Here is a 16,147-nt window from a genome sequence, read left to right as displayed (position 1 = left end):
TGGCGTCGGGACTGAAGAGGTTACGGCGAGGTCGCCTTGACGACGTCGGCGAGGATCGCGTCCAGGTTCACCGCGTTCGCCATCGCCTGGTAGCCGGCGTCGTTCGGGTGCAGCTTGTCCGCGTCGTAGGCCGGGAGGAGGCGGCTCGGATCGGCCGGATCTCGCAGCGCCTTGTCGAAGTCGATCACGCCGTCGAAGGCGTTGCTGGTGCGGATCCAGGTGTTCAGCTTCTGTCGCTCCTGCTCGCCCTTGGCGGTTCCATAATCGCCCTTGTAGGTCCCGGTCGAGCCGGCGAACGGCACCAGGGTGCCGCCGTAGATCTTGAGCCCCGCGGCGCGGGCAGCCTGGATGATCTGCTGGTAGACCGGGATCAGATCCGCGGCCTTCGCGGAGCGGTCGCCGATGTCGTTGATGCCTGCCAGCAGGATGACGGCGCGCGCGCCGGGCTGGGTCAGCACGTCGCGCGCGAGGCGGGCCGGGACGGGGTAGCCGAACTGGAGCTGGGGGCGGACGGTGAGCAGCTCGTTCCCGATGATCCCGGCGTTGACCACCGAGAGGGTCTGCCCCTTCCGGCTGGCCAGGCGCTGCGCGAGGAAGTCGGGGTAACGCTGGTTGTTGTTCTTTGTCGAGAGATATCCATCGGTGATCGAGTCGCCGAGCGCGATCAGGGTGCCGACGACGTTCGGCGCGGCCTTGACGTCGACGCCCGACGCGAACATCCAGCACGAGATCTTCCGTGTGAACTGCTTGTCAGCGCCGGCCCCGGTCTGGTTGCCCGTGGCGAGGAAGTTGTCCTGCGCAGCGAAGTAGTGCTGCGTGGCCGGCCCGGTCTTGGCCGGGAGGTGGATGTTCACCGCCAGCGTCTGGAGGGGTTGCACGTTCAGGGCCACGGGGTCGCTCACCGCTTCGCCGCCCGCGGCGATGACGATCGAGGCCTGACCTGCGAAGCGCAGCGGCTTCGACGTCCCGGCGACCGTCGCCGCGCCGCCCGCCGAGGCGGCGACCGACGCTGCGCCCACCTTGAGCGGCTCGCTGCCCCCGGCGTTGGAGATCCGCACGCGCACCGAGCTCCCGCCGGCGCTCAGGCGGACGATGTTCCGGACCGTCTGGCCGGTGAGGCCGACATCCGAGGGACAATCCTGCGAGTTGAACGTGCCGCCCGGCGTCGGGCTGCCGTGCCATGCGGAGACCCATCGTCCGTCAGGCGCCGGGTCTGCGGCCAGCGCGGGGCGCCCCGATGCACCAGCCGTCAGCGCGATCGCCGCGGCGATGAGCGCAAATCGTGGCAAGCGCCCGAGCCTCGGCCTGGGCAGATCGAGCAAGAAGCGCAAGGCGTTACGGCGCCCTGAGGTGACTCCGTGAGGTCTCTGTGTATTTGCCATCGGTTCTCTCTACGTTGTTCGCGTGGAGCGCAGCAATTTCCCTGGCTCCGAGCTCGACGGTGACGCGCGCGTTGCTCCATGGCCGCTGTCGGTGACCCTGGCCAGGACCACCCAGGGCGGGGGGTGACGCGGGGGAGGGGATCGAGGGGGACGCGGACGGCGATCGAGGAATGCGCAGCGGCGCATTTGCGTTGAATTTGCCGAGGCTCGGTGCGGTAATCGCTCGAGGAGCCCGCCGTGCGCTCGGGCGGCGCGCGCCGGGGGCGGCGTGGATCGGACGCCGGGATCACCATGGACAGGCACGCGTGACGGGCGCACGAGACAGCGGAGGAGACTTCCCGGCGGGCGAGAGCATCCCGCCTGCGCCCGTCGAGGCGAGCGGCTCCGAGGGCGCGCCCGGGGCGGAGCTGCGCTCGGTCGCTGCGAGCGGCGCCACCCTCTGGCTCACGCAATCGCCCGGGTTCTCGCTGTGGCGCGGCGAGGTGGCCGCCCCGGATCGGCTGCGGATCGAGGGGCGCGACGGGTACCTCCACGAGCTCCGGCTCGAGCCGGTCGGCGTGCTGCGGCTCGGCCGCGCCGAGCGCGTCGGCGACGAGCGCAACGAGCTCGTCTACGCCGACGTCGCGTCGCGGCTCGCGGCCACGCTGCGCCACGACGGCGTGCGCTGGTGGCTGCGCCGCCGCGAGGAGTGCAGCGTGCCCGTGCAGGTGGGCGCGCGGCACCTCGCGCGCGGGCAGGAGTCGCCGCTCGTCCACGGCACGTTCGTCTGCGTCGGCGGCATGCGCGCGACGTTCTTCGACCGCCGCTACGCCGCGCTGTCGGTCCCCGCCGGGGCGGTCGACCCGGCGACGGGCCTGCTCGCGCGCGGCGGCCTGGAGCAGGAGTGCGCGTCGCTCCTCGCGCGGAAGGGCCAGGGCGCGCTCGTCCTGCTGCGGCCGATCGAGGCGGGCGCGCCCTCGCGCGCGGCGGCCGCGGCGGCCGCCCTCGTCGCGGTGCACCGGCTCTGGCCGGACCTGCCGGTCGGCGACGCGGACGGCACGGCGGTGGCGCTCGTGCGGGGCGGCGCGGCGGAGGCGGCCGCGGCGGCGGGGCGCGCCCTGGAGGCCGTCGAGGCGGAGGGGCTCGGGGCGTTCGCGTGCGGCTACTTCACGGTGGCCGGGGAGGCGGACGTCGCCGGCCGCGAGGTCGAGCTCGGCTTGCACGCCATCGCCTCGCTCGCGGCGGAGCGCGAGCGGTGCGCCCCGGGGGGGTCCACCCCCGTGGCGGAGCTCCGCGACGCCGCGGCGAGCGCGCGCTTCGCCGCGCCGGGCGAGGTGATCGAGGCGTCGCGGAGCGGGCGCCGGGCGACGGTCCTGTTCGGCATCGAGGAGCAGAGCGCGCTCGGCGGCGTCGGGCCGCATGTCATCGGGGCGCTCGCGCAGGAGCTCGCGGCGGTCGTCGCGAGCCACGCGGGCGCCGGCGCGCTGATCGCGCCGCTCGCGCCCGGCGTGGTCGCCGCGTGCGTGCCCCGGAAGGCGGATCCGGCGGTGATGGCGAGCGCGGTGCAGTGCGACTGGCACGGCCGGCCGCCGATCCTGGACGGCAGGGTCGAGCACGCGCGGACCCTGTCGTGGGAGCTCCTGCACGGCGCCGACGCGGGCGCGCGGGCGGAGGAGATCTCGCGCGAGTGCGACGATCCGCACGGGGTGCTCTCGGCGCTGAGCGGGGGCCTGCCCTATCCGATCGCCGGGAGGGTGCGGGCGGCGATCGGGGCGTCGAGCGCGATCGAGCGGGTGAAGATGCTGTTCGACGTGCTCGAGGGCACGTGGCGGTTCATCGCGACGGTGCTCGTTTCGGCGTTCTTCAGCGGAGGAAGCGCGCCGCCCGGCTCGGGGCGCGGCGGCGGGGGGAGCGCGAGCGCGAGCGGATCGGGCGATGGGGCCGGATCGGGTGGCGGGCGCGGGTCGGTGGCCCCGGCGAGCGGCGGCAGGCCGAGCAGCCCGAGCGGCGCGGGCGGCGCGGGCGGCGTTCCCCCGGGGTGGGGCGCGCTGCTCGATTTCTATGGCCGCACGCGCACGCGCGACGGCCTGGCCCTCGGCGCGTGGCGCGAGCTCGCGCGCACGGCCGCGCGGGCGTTCGGGGATCGCGACGATCCGATCGGCTCGATGGCGAGGGAGGTGCTCGACGTCAAGCTGTCGCACAACCAGACGTTCGAGACGCTCTCGAACCTGATGCAGGCCGAGCGCAACCAGTTCGCGCACGGTCACTACACCGAGGCGCGGGCGGCCGCGGATCTGCCCGATTTCGAGCAGATGACCCGCGCGCTGCTCCGGGCGCAGCGGCCGCTCTGCGCGTGGACCCTGGTGACGGTCGAGAAGACGGAGCCGGATCTCTACGGCGATCTCCAGACGGTGGAGTTCATCGATCACACAGGCCCGTTCGCGTCGGGGACGCGGCGGCGGATCGGGCTGAACTCGCCGGTTCGGCTGTCGAACGTTGTCTATCTGGCCCGCTTCCGCGAAGGGCTGATGCTGCCGCTCGATCCGATGGTGCGGCGGCTCGCGCCGGACGACAGGTTCGATCTCTACTGGATGGATCACCTGCCGCGGCCGGGGGCGTGCAATATGAGCGCGGTCGTGGCGGGAAAGGCGGTGAAGGCGCCCTGCGATGCGCGGAGGATGGCGCCGCTGCTGCGGGCGATGCTGGACGCGGCGGGCGGGTGAGGGGCTGAGGGCCCCGCGGGGGCGCGGCGTTCTTGCTCTCGTCTGCTCGTCTCGCGGTGGGCACGACGCCACCAGCGATGGATCAACTCCGGAAACCGCCCGGCGGCGCGCCACCCCCCGCGCCGCCTCCCCGCGCAGCCTTTTGCGGGATCCGGCAAGATCCTGACGCAAGAATGCGCCGCGCCCCTCCGCCAACCCGCGCACGAGGCCGAATCTCTCCAGAACGTTTCGTGGCACATACGGTGCTTCCATGTATGCCGGGCGTCCCGGCAACGACGAAGCCGCCCCGAGCCGCCCGCAGCCCCGTTGGGACTGCGGTGCTCGTCTTAAGTCGATCATCCTTGGACAAGGAGAGGCCATGGCACAGCGGTTTGATGCACGCGCATGCGCGTGCGGATCGATGGTCATTGCACTGGCACTGGGAGCTTCCGCGTGCGACGCGGACAAGGGGGGGTTCACAGCAAGAGAATCAGCGGCGAACGGATCTATCCAGGCGGCGCTCACCGTCGGCGGCGCGCGACACGACGTCACCGCCGTCCACTACAAGGTCGTCAACGCGAGCAGCCCGTGCAGCGACTCCGCCATCGCGGAGACCACGAGTCCCCTCGAAGAAGAAGCGCTCCCCGGCGGGGCGCTCCCCCCGGGCGCGGGGACCCACGCCGGCGCCGACGGCCTGTTCGTGGTGCCGCCCGGCGATTACCGCGTCTGCGCGACGCCGATGGGCGACGCCGGACCCTCCCTGGAGTGCGGGCCCACCGAGGGGATCGCGACGGTCATCTCCGAGGCCACGACCGAGCTCTTCCTCGTGTCCCAGTGCCTCGGGGCGGGCAACGGCGGGCTCGACACGGTCGTCGCGCTGAACGACCCGCCGGCGTTCCAGGACCTCGACATCGCGCCGAGCAAGTTCATCACCCGGTGCGAAACGGCCACGATCACCGCGGTCGCGGAGGATCCCGACGGCGACGCGATCTTCTACACGTGGGAGCTGGCCGCCGGCGCCGGCTCGATCACGGGCGACGGCAACGCCGCGACGTTCACCCCGAACGGCCCGGGTGATGCCACCGTGAGGGTGAGGGCGACGGACCCCTTGGGCGGGAGCTCCTCGCTGACCTTCCCCATCCACGTCTCCGCGGACTGCGGCACCCCCGGCACAACGGTCGAGTTCTCGGAGGAGTTCACGCAGGACCAGTCGTCGAGCGAGCAGTGCGGCGCCTGGGACGCGTTCCGCGCGTCGCTCACGGGCGAGTACTCGTTCGTCACGATCCGGGGCAGCCAGGACCCCGGCGGGGTGACCTGCACGGGCGCGGCGGCGAATCTGCTCTGTCAGGCGCTCCACGATGGGACGCAGACGGGGCCAATCGAGTGCGACGGCCGGAGCTGGGTCGTCGGGACGGGCTGCGGCCCCACCTCCGAGGTGGTCGAGATCACCGCGGACGGCGCGCAGTGCGCGTGCACCAGCGGGTACACCGCGCGGCCGTGCATCGGCAACGAGAACTGGGGCGGCGTGGGCGGCGACACCTGCTTCGCGCCGAGCCAGACGATCTCCGTCGTGTGCGGGGGCGAGGGCGGCACCGCCCCCACGTGCGACGACGGCCTCCAGAACCAGGGCGAGACGGGCGTCGACTGCGGCGGCCCCTGCGCGCCCTGCACCGGCACCACGGTCGAGTTCTCGGAGGAGTTCACGCAGGGCCAGCCGTCCTCCGAGCAGTGCGGCGCCTGGGATGCGTTCCGCGCGTCGCTCACGGGCGAGTACTCGGCCGTCACGATCCGGGGCAGCCAGGACCCGGAGGGGGTGACCTGCACGGGCGCGGCGGCGAACACGCTCTGCCAGGCGCTCCACAACGGGACGCCGACGGAGCCGATCGCGTGCGACGGCCGGACCTGGGTCGTCGGGGCGGGCTGCGGCCCCACCTCCGAGGTGCTCGAGATCACCGCGGACGGCGCGCAGTGCGCGTGCACCAGCGGGTACACAGCGCGGCCGTGCATCGGCAACGAGAACTGGGGCGGCGTGGCCGGCGAGACCTGCTTGGCGCCGAGCCAGACGATCTCCGTCGTGTGCTCGGGCGAGGGCGGCGCCGCCCCCACGTGCCACGATGGCCTCCAGAACCAGGGCGAGACGGGCGTCGATTGCGGCGGCCCCTGCGCGCCCTGCCACATCGGCCTGTGCGATCCGGCGACCGAGGTCGAGCTCCACGGGCACTGCTATTACCTGGACGGCTCGGGGGGCGCGTGCGACGCCGGCTACACGCTGGCCCCGCAGGGCGCGCTGAGCCGCATCGCGCCCGGGTTCGTGGGCAAGACGTACAAGCACCAGCCGTCGGACAACTGCTGTATCGCGCACCGCGATCAGTCGACCGAGCTCCAGGACTGGGGCATGGACTCTGCTGATTGCAACGGATCGGGCCCGTTCCAGCTTGCCCCGATGCTCGGGGGCGCCGGCTGCTCCGACGTGCTGATCGAGTGGCCGGGTCAGCTCACGCTCTGCATGAGCCTGTGAGCGGATCGTGACCGGCTGACGCGCGGCTCCTGGCGCGCGCGGGGCCTCCGGGCGCCGCGCGCGACGTGAGGCGGGCCGCCGTCGACCGCGACGGCGGCCCGGATCGCGCTCGAGCGCAGCGCGTCCGGCCGGAGGGGCAGCGGAGCGCGGATCAGGTAGACTGCGGCAGCAGACGCCGGAGGACCTATGGCGCAGCTCGTTCTGGACAACCTGGAACCGGAAGTCATGGAGAAACTTGAGCTCCGGGCCAAACGGCTGGGCACGACCCCGGAGAAAGAAGCCTCGCGGTTGCTTCGCGAGAGGCTCCGCGCCGATCCGGAGCCGAACAGCGCCGAGGCACGCGACTCGGGGGCGAGCGAGGCAGGATTGGATCCACGGTTCGTGCGGCGGCACGGGTTTCTCGTGTTCGACGGCGAGATCGCCTCCGAGGACATCCCCGATCATCGCTCAGCACGCGACGAACGTATCGACTCGCTCTTGAAGGGCTCCGGTGAAGGTCGCCTTTGACACGTCGGTGCTCACCGCGGCCCTGGTCGCCTCGCACCGGGACCATCCGCGCGCCATCGTGTGGTTGAGCGCGGTGTCCGAAGGAGCAATCGATGGCGTGGTGAGCGTGCACGCGCTCAGCGAGCCGTGGTCGGACCTGACGAAGCTCCCCGTGTCTCCGCCCATTTCCCCGTTCGTAGCCTGGGAGGCGATCCGCGACCTCTTGGACCGATTCGAGGTGGTGTCGCTGACCGTGCAGATCCAGATGAAGGCTGTCGAGCGCTGTGCCTCCAAAGGACTCCGGTCGGGCGCGATCTTCGACGCGATCCATCTGGCGACGGCTGAGGCAGTTGACGCGGGGGTACTGCTCACGTTCAACGAACGGGACTTCACGCGGCTCTCGGTGGCCGCCGCTCCGTCGAATCGAGCGCCGCGAACCGCTCGGCCAGGGACAGGCGCTCGATTCGACGGAGCGGCGGCTCATCGAGGAGGCGCTGAAGGCGGCGCGCGGCAACCTGTCCGAGGCGGCGCGGCAGCTCGGGATCACCCGGGTCATGATCAAGCGGCGCATCGACCGGTTCGGGCTCGGCTTCCGCGACGAGTGAGCGGGGCGCGGCGCACGCCGGGGGATAGTGGAGACGTTGCTCGACGATCTGCGGCGGGGCGAGGGCGGGCGCGGAGAGGGCGGGGCGCGGAGAGGGCGGGGCGCGTCCCCTTGCCTTCCGCGGCCTGTCGGCCCGCGTCACGGGCAGGACAGCTCAGCCGCCGAGGGCATCGCTCCCGGCCGCGTCGACCTCGCTGGGCGCCGCAGGAGCCGCCGGGGCCGGCGGCTCCTCGACGGCGGTCTCGCTCGGCCCGACGCCGGCGTACCGCTTGCCGGCGCGCTCCGACGCCTTCAGCACGGGGCCGCGGATCGTCTCGATGGCCTCGGCCGGCGCATCGGAGAGGTCCAGGTTGGAGAGCACCGCGGAGACGACCCGCAACCACTTGCTGCGCGCCGAGAGGATGGTCGCGTTCGGCACGGGCGCGGTCTTCTCCTTGGCGGCGAGCGCGTCCCGCTCGTGCTCGATCGCCGAGAGCTCCTTGCCGGCCTTGATCCACCGCTGCGTCGTGTGGAGCAGCGTTGTCTTGCCTGCGGCAGGGATCCCCTTCAGGAACTCGGCGATGGCCGGCTCCTCGTCGAGGAGCCGGGCGATCCGCGCGGTGTTGCCCGACTCCGCCGTCGGCGACGCCTTGATGATGCTGAGCCCGCTCGGGAACAGCTTGCCTTGCACCTGATCACAGGCGGCGGCGCGCTCGGCGTCCGGCGGCTCCCCGGCGAGGCAGTGCTCGCGATGCGCGTCGATGCCCCACGACACCGCCTTGGCGAGGTGGTCGTGGCGCGTATCGACCACGGCGAGCTCCTGGGTGAGCTCGACCATCCTGGGCGAACCAGCGGTCTTGGCGGGGCGCACCGCGAGCACGGTCTCATGCGCCTCGACCACCCTGGGGTGCAGACCGGCGATCTCCGGGATCGAGAGGAACAGCCGCTTCCGCTGCGCGTTCTCGACCCAGGGAGCCAGCAGCGCGACCATCTCTTCGATCATCAGGTGCTTCAACATCGCATCAACCTCCTGATTCGGGGCAAAACGTGTCCCGCAAGGACATCTTCAAAGGGGCAAGCGTGTCAATGCTCTTTCTGCGTGCGCTGGCCTCGAAGCAGGTTTTGGTCGTGATGCTGGAGGCCGTGGGGCGGCGTGCCTTTGCAGGTCGTCCATGACGGACGTATGGCGGAGGTCGCGATCTGGCGCGGAGCATAATTTTGAAGTGGCGGCCAGATCCCGGCCAGGCCGGCGGGTTCCGGGGAGCCTCTCGGGTGGGAGGCGACCTTGTCGGAGGGCTGAAAAGGAGCGCCAGGCGAGGACGCGACCTTGCCGGGGGGCTGAAAACGAGCGCCTGGCCAGGTCGCGATCTTGCCGGGGGGCTGGAAGCGAGCGCCTGGCCAGGTCGTGACCTTGCCGCAGGGCCGGATAAGGAGTGCCTGGCCAGGTCGTGATCTTGCCGCAGGGCCGGAAAGGAGCGCCCGGCCAGATCGTGACCTGGCAGGGAGGCTGAAATGGAGCGTCGGACCAGGTCGTGATGCTCGGGGGTGCTGAGAGCGCGGCGCGCGCGAGCGTTCGATCGCCAGCGCGCGCCTGCTCGACCCGTGGGGTTCATTCCAACGACTCGGGGAACCGCAGCGTCTCGACGGAGGTGCCGCTCTCTCCCACCGTCGTGCTGCCATCGTGGTTCCAGCTGGTGCCGCCTATGCCCGGCCGTCCGATCTCGAAGGTGACGCCCTCGAGCGTGAGCTGGTCCTCGTCGAGGTAGGCAATGCCGATCGAGTCGCCGCCGCGCCCCGGGCCGCCGTAGCCGCCGGGCCCTCCTTGGCCGCCCCGGCCGCCGAAACAGGCGGAGAATCCATCCCCCAGCGCTCCGCCCGGTGCGCCTCGGCCGCCTCGGCCAGGCGGACGACGATCAGGGCAGAGCCCAGGGTGATGCAGTCGCCCGGCGCGATCTCGATGGCTTGCCCGGAGACCTGCCGCATGTCCTCCGTCTTCCCTGTCCCGGCGGGCGTGCGCGCCTGGTCTGCTCGCGAGGCGCGCACGGAGATCGGGTTGGTGCCGCCGAGATCCTCGATCCGGAGCGGGGGATCGAGGTGCAGGACGGCGTGCCGGCGCGAGACGGACGCGTGGTGGATGCAGATGTCGTTCTCGGCGGCGCGGCCGATCGAGACCGAGCCGCTCGGCGGCAGCGGGTGGACCACGACCGCATCGCCGGCGAAGACCGTGAGCTCCCGCGCCGCAGGAGGACGCGGGCGCCCGGCCGCAGCGCGATCTCCGGCCGGTGAACGACGGTCTTAACGATCCGAGGTCACGGGGGCGTTCTACCCCCTGGGAGGCGCTCTGCCGCGCCGGCGGCCCCGAACTTGTCGCCGCGATCGTACGCCTCGCTCGAATCGGAGAGCACCTCGATCACGAGGGCCGGGTTCAGGAGCGTGTCGCGCCGCTCATCCTCGAACTCGGGGCGGCCGCAGACGACCGAGCCGTCGGGGTAGACCTCGAGATACTCCCCTGGCGAGAGCTTCCGTCGCGGAGCCGCCACGCCCATGCGCGACAGTGTCGCGTGCCGGGCTGGCGATGTCCACGCGCAGGCAGGCGAGCCGCCGCGGGCGCGCGCGGGCGCGCGTGGAGCACCGGGCGGTGTGCTGCGCAGCGAGACCGTCCACCTCTCCCCGCGCCGGTGATACCGTCGTCGTGCGATGGACCGCACGCTCGTCGACGAGGGCAGCTCCTCCCGCGACCCGGGCGTCGTACCGCTGCCCCCGGGCGGGCTCGGGCACATGCCCGGCGACGCGCTCGACCGCCGCTACCGCCTCCGCGTCCGGCTCGGCCGCGGCGGCTTCGGCGACGTGTGGCGCGCCGAGGAGCTCCTGCCCGACGGCGCCCCGTTCCGCGAGGTCGCCCTCAAGCTCCTCGTCTCGGACTTCGCCGAGGCCGCGGACTGGGCCGAGGAGGCCAAGCTCCTCGCCTCGTTCCGGCACCCCTCGCTCGTCACGATCTACGCCGCCGGCATCCTCCACGGCGCCGCGAGGACCCCGTTCGTCTCGATGGAGCTCCTCGAGGGCAGGAACCTCGCCGACCTGATCCGCTACCGCGGGCGCGTCCCCTGGCGCCGCGTCGTCGCCTGGGCCCGCGACATCGCCGGCGCGCTCGACGTCATCCACGCGCGCGGCGTCGTCCACCTCGACCTCAAGCCCGCCAACCTGTTCCTCACCCAGGACGGCACCCTCAAAGTCCTCGACTTCGGCATCTCGCGGCGCGCAGGCACCCCGCCCGGCGGCCCCCTCTCGCGCGCCCCCGGCGCGCCCCCGGCCGTTAGCATCGGCGGCGGCAGCGGCCGCGACGGCAGCGGCAGCGGCGGCCGTGACGGCGACAGCGGCGCCGGCAGCGGCGAGCTCGGCACCGCCGCCTTCCTCGCCGAGCGCGACGTCTACGCCTCCACCCGCCGCGCCTTCGCCGGCGCGGACAGCCCCGCCGTCGCGCGCAACGTCATCGGCACGCCGGGCTTCATGGCCCCCGAGGTGCTCGAGATGGCCGAGCCCACCGCCGCCACCGACGCCTACGCGCTCGCCGTGTGCATCGCGCAGCTCGCGACCGGACGCCTCCCGCACGACGTCCCCGACGAGCCGGACGACTGCTCCGACCCGTCGAGCGTCTCCGCCTGGTGGACCGAGCTCCGCAGCGCGACCCTGCGCGGCGCCATGCGCGACCTCGCGGGCGACCCCGCGCGGCTGCCGCGCGGCCTCCTCGCGCTGCTGAAGCGCCTGCTCTCCGTCGATCCCGCGCACAGGCGCGTCGCGCCGGGGCGGCTGAAGCAGCTGATCGACGAGGTCTGGGAGCGACCCCACGGCGTCCCGGACCGGCCGTACAGGGGGCTCGCCCCCCTGTCGGCCGCCGACGAAGGCCTCCTGTTCGGGCGCGACGACGACATCGCGCGCCTCGGGCGCGAGCTCGAGTTCGAGCCGTGCCTCGTCCTCCAGGGGCCGCGCGGCGCCGGCAAGACCTCGCTCGCCTCGGCCGGCCTCGTGCCCCACCTCGCGCGCCGCCACGCCGACCACAAGGACGACTGGATCGAGGCGCGCCTCACCCCCGACGGCGACCCGGACGGCGCCCTCGCCTGCGCGCTCGCCGCCGTCTCGCCCGAGCTCGAGGCCGCAGACCTCGCCGCGCTCACCAGGTTCTGCATGACGTCGGCCGTCGGGGTCGCGCTCGTCATCGACCCGATCGCGCCCCTCGGCGACGGGCGGCTCGCCGCCCTCGTGAGCGCGCTCGCGACCGGCGACGCGCGGCGCGGGCTCCGGCTCGTCGGCGTGCTCGACGAGGCCGACGATCGCGCCGCGGCGCTCCTCGCCACGCCGGCCGGCGAGGGCCTGCGCGCGGCGCTGCGCTACGTGGGGCTGCCCGCCGCCGCCGCCGTGAAGGACCTCGTCGCCGGCCCGGCGAAGCTCGCCGGCGCCGAGGTGCGCGGCCTCGCTCAGGTCGAGGCCGAGGTGCAGCGCGAGCTCCGGGGCGGCGGCGCCGCGCTGTCGTTCGTGGCGCTCGCCCTCGCCGACTGGTGGACGACCGCGCGCGGCGCGCGCGACGTCCTGAGCGGCGAGGCGTGGCAGGCGCTCGGCGGCGTGCGCGGCGCCCTCGCGCGGCACGCCGACGCCGCCATCGCGGCCCTCACCCCGGAGGACCGCGCGATCGCCGACGAGGCGCTGCTCCGCCTCGGCGCCGTGGACGGGTCGCGCGTCCGCTGGGTCGAGGCGGAGCTCGTCGAGGCCGTCGCCGCCCCGCCCGCCGAGGTCGACCGGATCCTCGGCGCCCTGGAGCGCGCGCGCCTCCTCGTCCGCCGCGACAGGGCCGTGGAGCTCGCCCACGAGGCGCTCGTCGCGGGCTGGCCGCACCTCGCCGCCACCCGCGCGCGGCACATGGAGCGGGTCATCCTGCTCGAGCGGCTCCGCGAGGCCGCCGACGTGTGGGATCGCTCCGGCGAGAGCCCCGACTTCCTGCTGCGCCGCGACCTGCTCGACCAGGTGAGCGCGGGCGCCGCCTTCGCCTCGCGGCTGCCGCGGCGCGAGCAGGCCCTCGTGCGCGAGAGCCTCCGGCGCGCCCGCGTCCAGCGTGCCAAGAAGATCGGCGCGGTCGCGGCGCTCGGGCTCGCGGTCGCCTCGGGGTTCGTGGCCGAGCGGTGGGTGTCGGCGCGCCAGGCGAGCGCCGAGGCGGCGCGCCGCGCGGCCGAGGAGCGCGCCGACCTCGCCGAGCTCATCGGCAAGGCGCGCCGCACCGAGGACCCGTACCACCGCGCCGCGTGGATCGCCGCGGCCCTCGGGCGGCGCGCGGACGACGCGGCGCTGCCGCTCGATCTCGCGACCGCGGCCATGGGCCTGCCGCGCGCGCACTTCCTGACGGTCGACAGCGTGGTGGGGCCGGCGCTGCCGTGGGACGACCGCTGGGTCGTCGCCGGCGGCCCCGGCGGCACCCTGCTCATCGCCGACCTGCGCCCGCCCGATCCGGACGTCATCGACGACGTCGCGCTCGACGTCGACCCGGAGAGCGTCGAGCTCGCCAGGCCGCCGCGCGTGCTCGCGCTGCGGCCGCACGACGCCCCGCACGTGGAGCGCGTGCCGTTCGCGTTCGACACGGCGGTGGCGACGCGCTCGGTCACGGGCGAGGTCCGCGTCTTCCGGCTGCGGGAGGGCGGCACCGTGGCGCTGGCCGCTGTCGCGCCGGTGCAGTGCAGCAGCGCCGTGCACGCGGCCGAGGCGGCGCCCGTCCTCGCCTGCTCGACCGACGGCGGGATCGCGCGCTGGGACATGCGGCGCGGCGGCGGCGCCGGCGCGGTCGACAGGCACCCGTTCCGCGGCAACGTGCTCGGCATCTCGCCGGACGGCGCGCGCGTGGCGGCGGTGCTCGGGCGCAGGGCGCTGCTCTGGGGGCCGGACGGCGGCGCGGGCGCCGAGATCACCCTGGCGGCGCCCGCCGTGCTCGGGCGCTTCAGCCCGCGGGACCCCGCGATCGCGCTCGTGCAGCAGAGCAGGACGTCGATCTACGCCTTCGATCGGCCCGGCGCGCCGCTCCTCGAGCTCGACACGGACCCGGCGCCCGCGTCGGCGCGCTGGGACGCGGGCGGGCTCGATCTGGGCGTCTGCGGCAGCGGCGGCAGCGCCTGGCACTACCTCCGGAAGGGCGGGCGCGCCCCGGGCGATCCGCCGCCCGAGGGCTCGCCGTGCGAGGCGCCGCCCGGCCAGCGCGCGCCGCAGCCGCTGCGCGCGCGCAGCGACGCGGCCGACCTCGCCGAGCGCGACGTCGGCCCGCACGGGCTCCTCGGCGGGTGGCGGCTGCCGGACCGCCGCGTGCTCACGCGCGATCTCATCCTGTTCAGCCCGGGCCCGCCCGCCGCGGAGCGCTTCCTCCGGTTCGAGGGGCTCGACCCCGCGGGCAGGCCGGAGCTCCGCGAGGCGAGCGCCTCGGCCGCCGCGGCGCTGCGGAGCGGGGGCGCGGTGGCCCTCCAGATCGGCGGCGAGGTGCGCCTCTACGACGAGGGGTCGCGGCGCCGCACGGCCGCGCAACGGGGGCACCTGCTGCGCGCCTGCGACGACGGCCGCGTCCTGTCGTACCGCAAGGACGAGGGGGTGTGGACGCTGTTCGACGCGGCGACCGGGGCGACCGTGGAGGCGGTGCCGACGGCGCCCGCGCTCGTGCTCGGCGTCGACGCCGCCTGCCGGACGCTGTTCACGCAGGAGCTCGACGGCAACCTCGTCGCGACGTCGCTCCGCGACCTGTCGTCGCGCACGCTCGCGGTGACCGACGGCTACGTCTACGAGGCGCGCCCGAGCCCCGCGCGCGGCGACGTCGGCCCGGGGCTGTGGCTCGCCTTCAGCTCGGGCGCGGTGGCGCGCATCGACGAGCGGCGCGGCGAGGTGCGGGTGCTCGGGTACGCGACGCCGCGGGCGACCGCGATCGCGGACGGCCCGCTGCCGGGCGACGTGGCCTTCGCGGACGCGACGGGCGTCGTCCTGGTCCGCCGCGCCGGCCTCGCCGAGCGGGTGCTCGACGGCGTGAGCGGGGCGGAGTGGGAGGACCTCTCCGCCGCGCCCGACGGCAAGACGATGCTGCTCTCGTCGGCGGACCGGATCGCCGTGCTCGACCTGGTGCGGCGCGAGATCGTCGGCGCCATGCCGTCGGACGGCCGCGAGCGGCTCGCGCCCTGGGACGCCGAGGGCTCGGTGCTCTCGTGGTCGTTCGGCCGCGTGGGCGGGCCGGCAGGCGTCGTGGTGCCCCGGGGGTTGCCCCTGGCCCGGCGGGTGGGGGAGGCGGTGTCGAACCTGCGGGCCGAGGGCAAGCGGCTCGTGGCGCGTCACGGATCCCCGTGACCCGCAACGCACGATCCCCCGCGCCACGCGCCCGGGACCTCTCGCGAATCTCTCGTGAACCGCTGCACCGATCGCGCTCACGCGGGCGGGCGCCTCGCCCGCGCCCTCGAAGCGCGCTGTCGCGCGCGCGCTCACTCTCTCTCGGCCCATCGGACGTGACATTGTAGGGAGCGCGCTCACCTGCGCGGCCGCGAGAGAGCAGAAGGGATTGGATCCGGTCCGCGAACGCCGTACGCTGCTCCAACCGTGCCCGCGCCCGAACCGAGCCAGAACGCTTCACTGTTCCTTTGCATCACATTCTTCCCGAGCGAGAGGCTGGCCAACGCGGTGTTACGGCTGGTGTCCAGCTTCTGCGGGATGGTGCTGGACGACGCGAACGTGAGCTCGCGGTTTTACATGGCCGCGCACGAGCTCGCCGAGAATATCACAAAGTATTCGACGGGCCCCAAGGTCAGCCTCGAGCTCGCGATGGAGGAGGACGAGAGCTCTTATATCCTGAAGATCCGCGCGCGCAACGAGGCCTCTCCGGAGCGGCTGCGCGAGGTGGAGAGGCGGCTGCTCGAGCTGAAGACCGCGAGCGATCCGGTGAAGCACTATGATGAGCTCATCAACGAGACGGCGATGATAGAGGGGGTGTCGGGCCTCGGCCTCGCGCGGGTGTGCGCCGAGGGCGGGCTCGACGTGGACTACAAGATCGAGGGCAACGAGCTGACGATCATCGCGCACGCGCCGGTTGGGAGATGGAGGGCAGATTGAGCAGCTTAAAGGTTGAGTCCGTCGTCACGGACAGCTTCGGGATCGAGCCGACCCTGAGGGACGACACCCTCAGCGTCAAGCTCACCGGCACGGGCGACATGGCGGCCGCCGCGCCGCTCGGCTCCTATTTCAGGACCCTCCAGGCGGAGGTGATACGCCTCTCCGTGAGCGCCGTCGAGTTCGACGTGAGGGCCCTCTACTTCCTGAACTCGAGCTGCCTCAAGGCGTTCATCAGCTTCATCTGCGGTCTCGCGGGTCAGGGGCTCAAGTGCAAGATCCAGTTCCTCACGGACGCGAGGCTGGGGTGGCAACGGCGGAGCCTGACGGCGCTCGAGCGCATGTCTCCGGAGCTGGTCTCCATCGCCGATACCTGACCCGAGAGCCG

General features: G+C 73.6%; 10 protein-coding genes and 2 pseudogenes. 8 read left to right on the top strand and 4 right to left on the bottom strand.

From position 1 onward, the window contains the following. Nucleotides 1–20: 20 nt before the first annotated feature. On the bottom strand, nt 21–1,289 hold the full coding sequence (locus tag WMF28_RS26175) for an SGNH/GDSL hydrolase family protein (RefSeq protein ID WP_437596045.1): 1,269 nt from the start codon (nt 1,287–1,289) through the stop codon (nt 21–23). Between the two features lie 398 nt (nt 1,290–1,687). On the opposite strand from WMF28_RS26175, the gene WMF28_RS26170 reads away from it, so the two are divergent. The 5 genes and pseudogenes from WMF28_RS26170 to WMF28_RS26150 all read left to right on the top strand — a co-directional run bounded on the left by WMF28_RS26170 (nt 1,688) and on the right by WMF28_RS26150 (nt 7,672). Beyond that, entirely contained in the window at nt 1,688–4,084 is a 2,397-nt protein-coding gene (locus WMF28_RS26170) for a hypothetical protein (protein ID WP_437596044.1), read from the top strand. Between the two features lie 400 nt (nt 4,085–4,484). Then, complete coding sequence (locus WMF28_RS26165; protein WP_437596043.1) at nt 4,485–6,581, top strand: PKD domain-containing protein; 2,097 nt, start codon at nt 4,485–4,487, stop codon at nt 6,579–6,581. A gap of 186 nt (nt 6,582–6,767) precedes the next feature. Beyond that, complete coding sequence (locus WMF28_RS26160) at nt 6,768–7,088, top strand: hypothetical protein (protein ID WP_437596042.1); 321 nt, start codon at nt 6,768–6,770, stop codon at nt 7,086–7,088. Beyond that, nucleotides 7,072–7,407, top strand: a pseudogene (locus WMF28_RS26155) (type II toxin-antitoxin system VapC family toxin); the annotation flags it as partial. The gene WMF28_RS26160 and the pseudogene WMF28_RS26155, both read left to right, overlap by 17 nt. A gap of 10 nt (nt 7,408–7,417) precedes the next feature. Continuing rightward, the gene (locus tag WMF28_RS26150; RefSeq protein ID WP_437596041.1) at nt 7,418–7,672 is read left to right on the top strand and encodes a helix-turn-helix domain-containing protein; all 255 of its coding nucleotides are present in this window, start codon (nt 7,418–7,420) and stop codon (nt 7,670–7,672) included. Between the two features lie 153 nt (nt 7,673–7,825). On the opposite strand, the gene WMF28_RS26145 is transcribed toward WMF28_RS26150, so the two are convergent. From WMF28_RS26145 to WMF28_RS26135, 3 genes and pseudogenes are all read right to left on the bottom strand, one after another. Further along, entirely contained in the window at nt 7,826–8,668 is an 843-nt protein-coding gene (locus WMF28_RS26145; protein ID WP_437596040.1) for a hypothetical protein, read from the bottom strand. 683 nt (nt 8,669–9,351) lie between these two features. Then, nucleotides 9,352–9,852, bottom strand: coding sequence for an FHA domain-containing protein (locus tag WMF28_RS26140; RefSeq protein WP_437596039.1), 501 nt, complete (start codon nt 9,850–9,852; stop codon nt 9,352–9,354). Nucleotides 9,853–10,010: 158 nt separating this feature from the next. Next, nucleotides 10,011–10,301, bottom strand: a pseudogene (locus tag WMF28_RS26135) (Uma2 family endonuclease); the annotation flags it as partial. A 46-nt stretch (nt 10,302–10,347) separates the two neighbouring features. On the opposite strand from WMF28_RS26135, the gene WMF28_RS26130 reads away from it, so the two are divergent. From WMF28_RS26130 to WMF28_RS26120, 3 genes are all read left to right on the top strand, one after another. Beyond that, nucleotides 10,348–15,006 carry an nSTAND1 domain-containing NTPase gene (locus WMF28_RS26130; protein WP_437596038.1) on the top strand — a complete coding sequence of 1,553 codons (4,659 nt, stop codon included), beginning with the start codon at nt 10,348–10,350 and terminating at the stop codon, nt 15,004–15,006. 339 nt (nt 15,007–15,345) lie between these two features. Beyond that, a complete protein-coding gene (locus WMF28_RS26125; RefSeq protein ID WP_437596037.1) occupies nt 15,346–15,762 on the top strand; it encodes a hypothetical protein in 417 nt (138 codons plus the stop codon). After that, nucleotides 15,759–16,136, top strand: a complete 378-nt coding sequence (locus WMF28_RS26120) for a hypothetical protein (protein WP_437477142.1) — start codon at nt 15,759–15,761, stop codon at nt 16,134–16,136. Before WMF28_RS26125 ends, WMF28_RS26120 begins: the two co-directional genes overlap by 4 nt. Nucleotides 16,137–16,147: the final 11 nt, after the last annotated feature.

This window comes from Sorangium sp. So ce590 (genome assembly GCF_051521365.1).
Taxonomy (GTDB): domain Bacteria; phylum Myxococcota_A; class Polyangia; order Polyangiales; family Polyangiaceae; genus Sorangium.
The sequence above is the reverse complement of the archived record's forward strand: the minus strand, read 5'-3'. Positions and strand labels throughout refer to the sequence as shown.

Excerpts from the sequence above, each read along its gene's own strand:
- WMF28_RS26165 (WP_437596043.1), top strand. The coding sequence starts at position 4,485 with ATGGTCATTGCACTGGCACTGGGAGCTTCCGCGTGCGACGCGGACAAG.
- WMF28_RS26130 (WP_437596038.1), top strand. The coding sequence starts at position 10,348 with ATGGACCGCACGCTCGTCGACGAGGGCAGCTCCTCCCGCGACCCGGGC.
- WMF28_RS26160 (WP_437596042.1), top strand. The coding sequence starts at position 6,768 with ATGGCGCAGCTCGTTCTGGACAACCTGGAACCGGAAGTCATGGAGAAA.
- WMF28_RS26145 (WP_437596040.1), bottom strand. The coding sequence starts at position 8,668 with ATGTTGAAGCACCTGATGATCGAAGAGATGGTCGCGCTGCTGGCTCCC.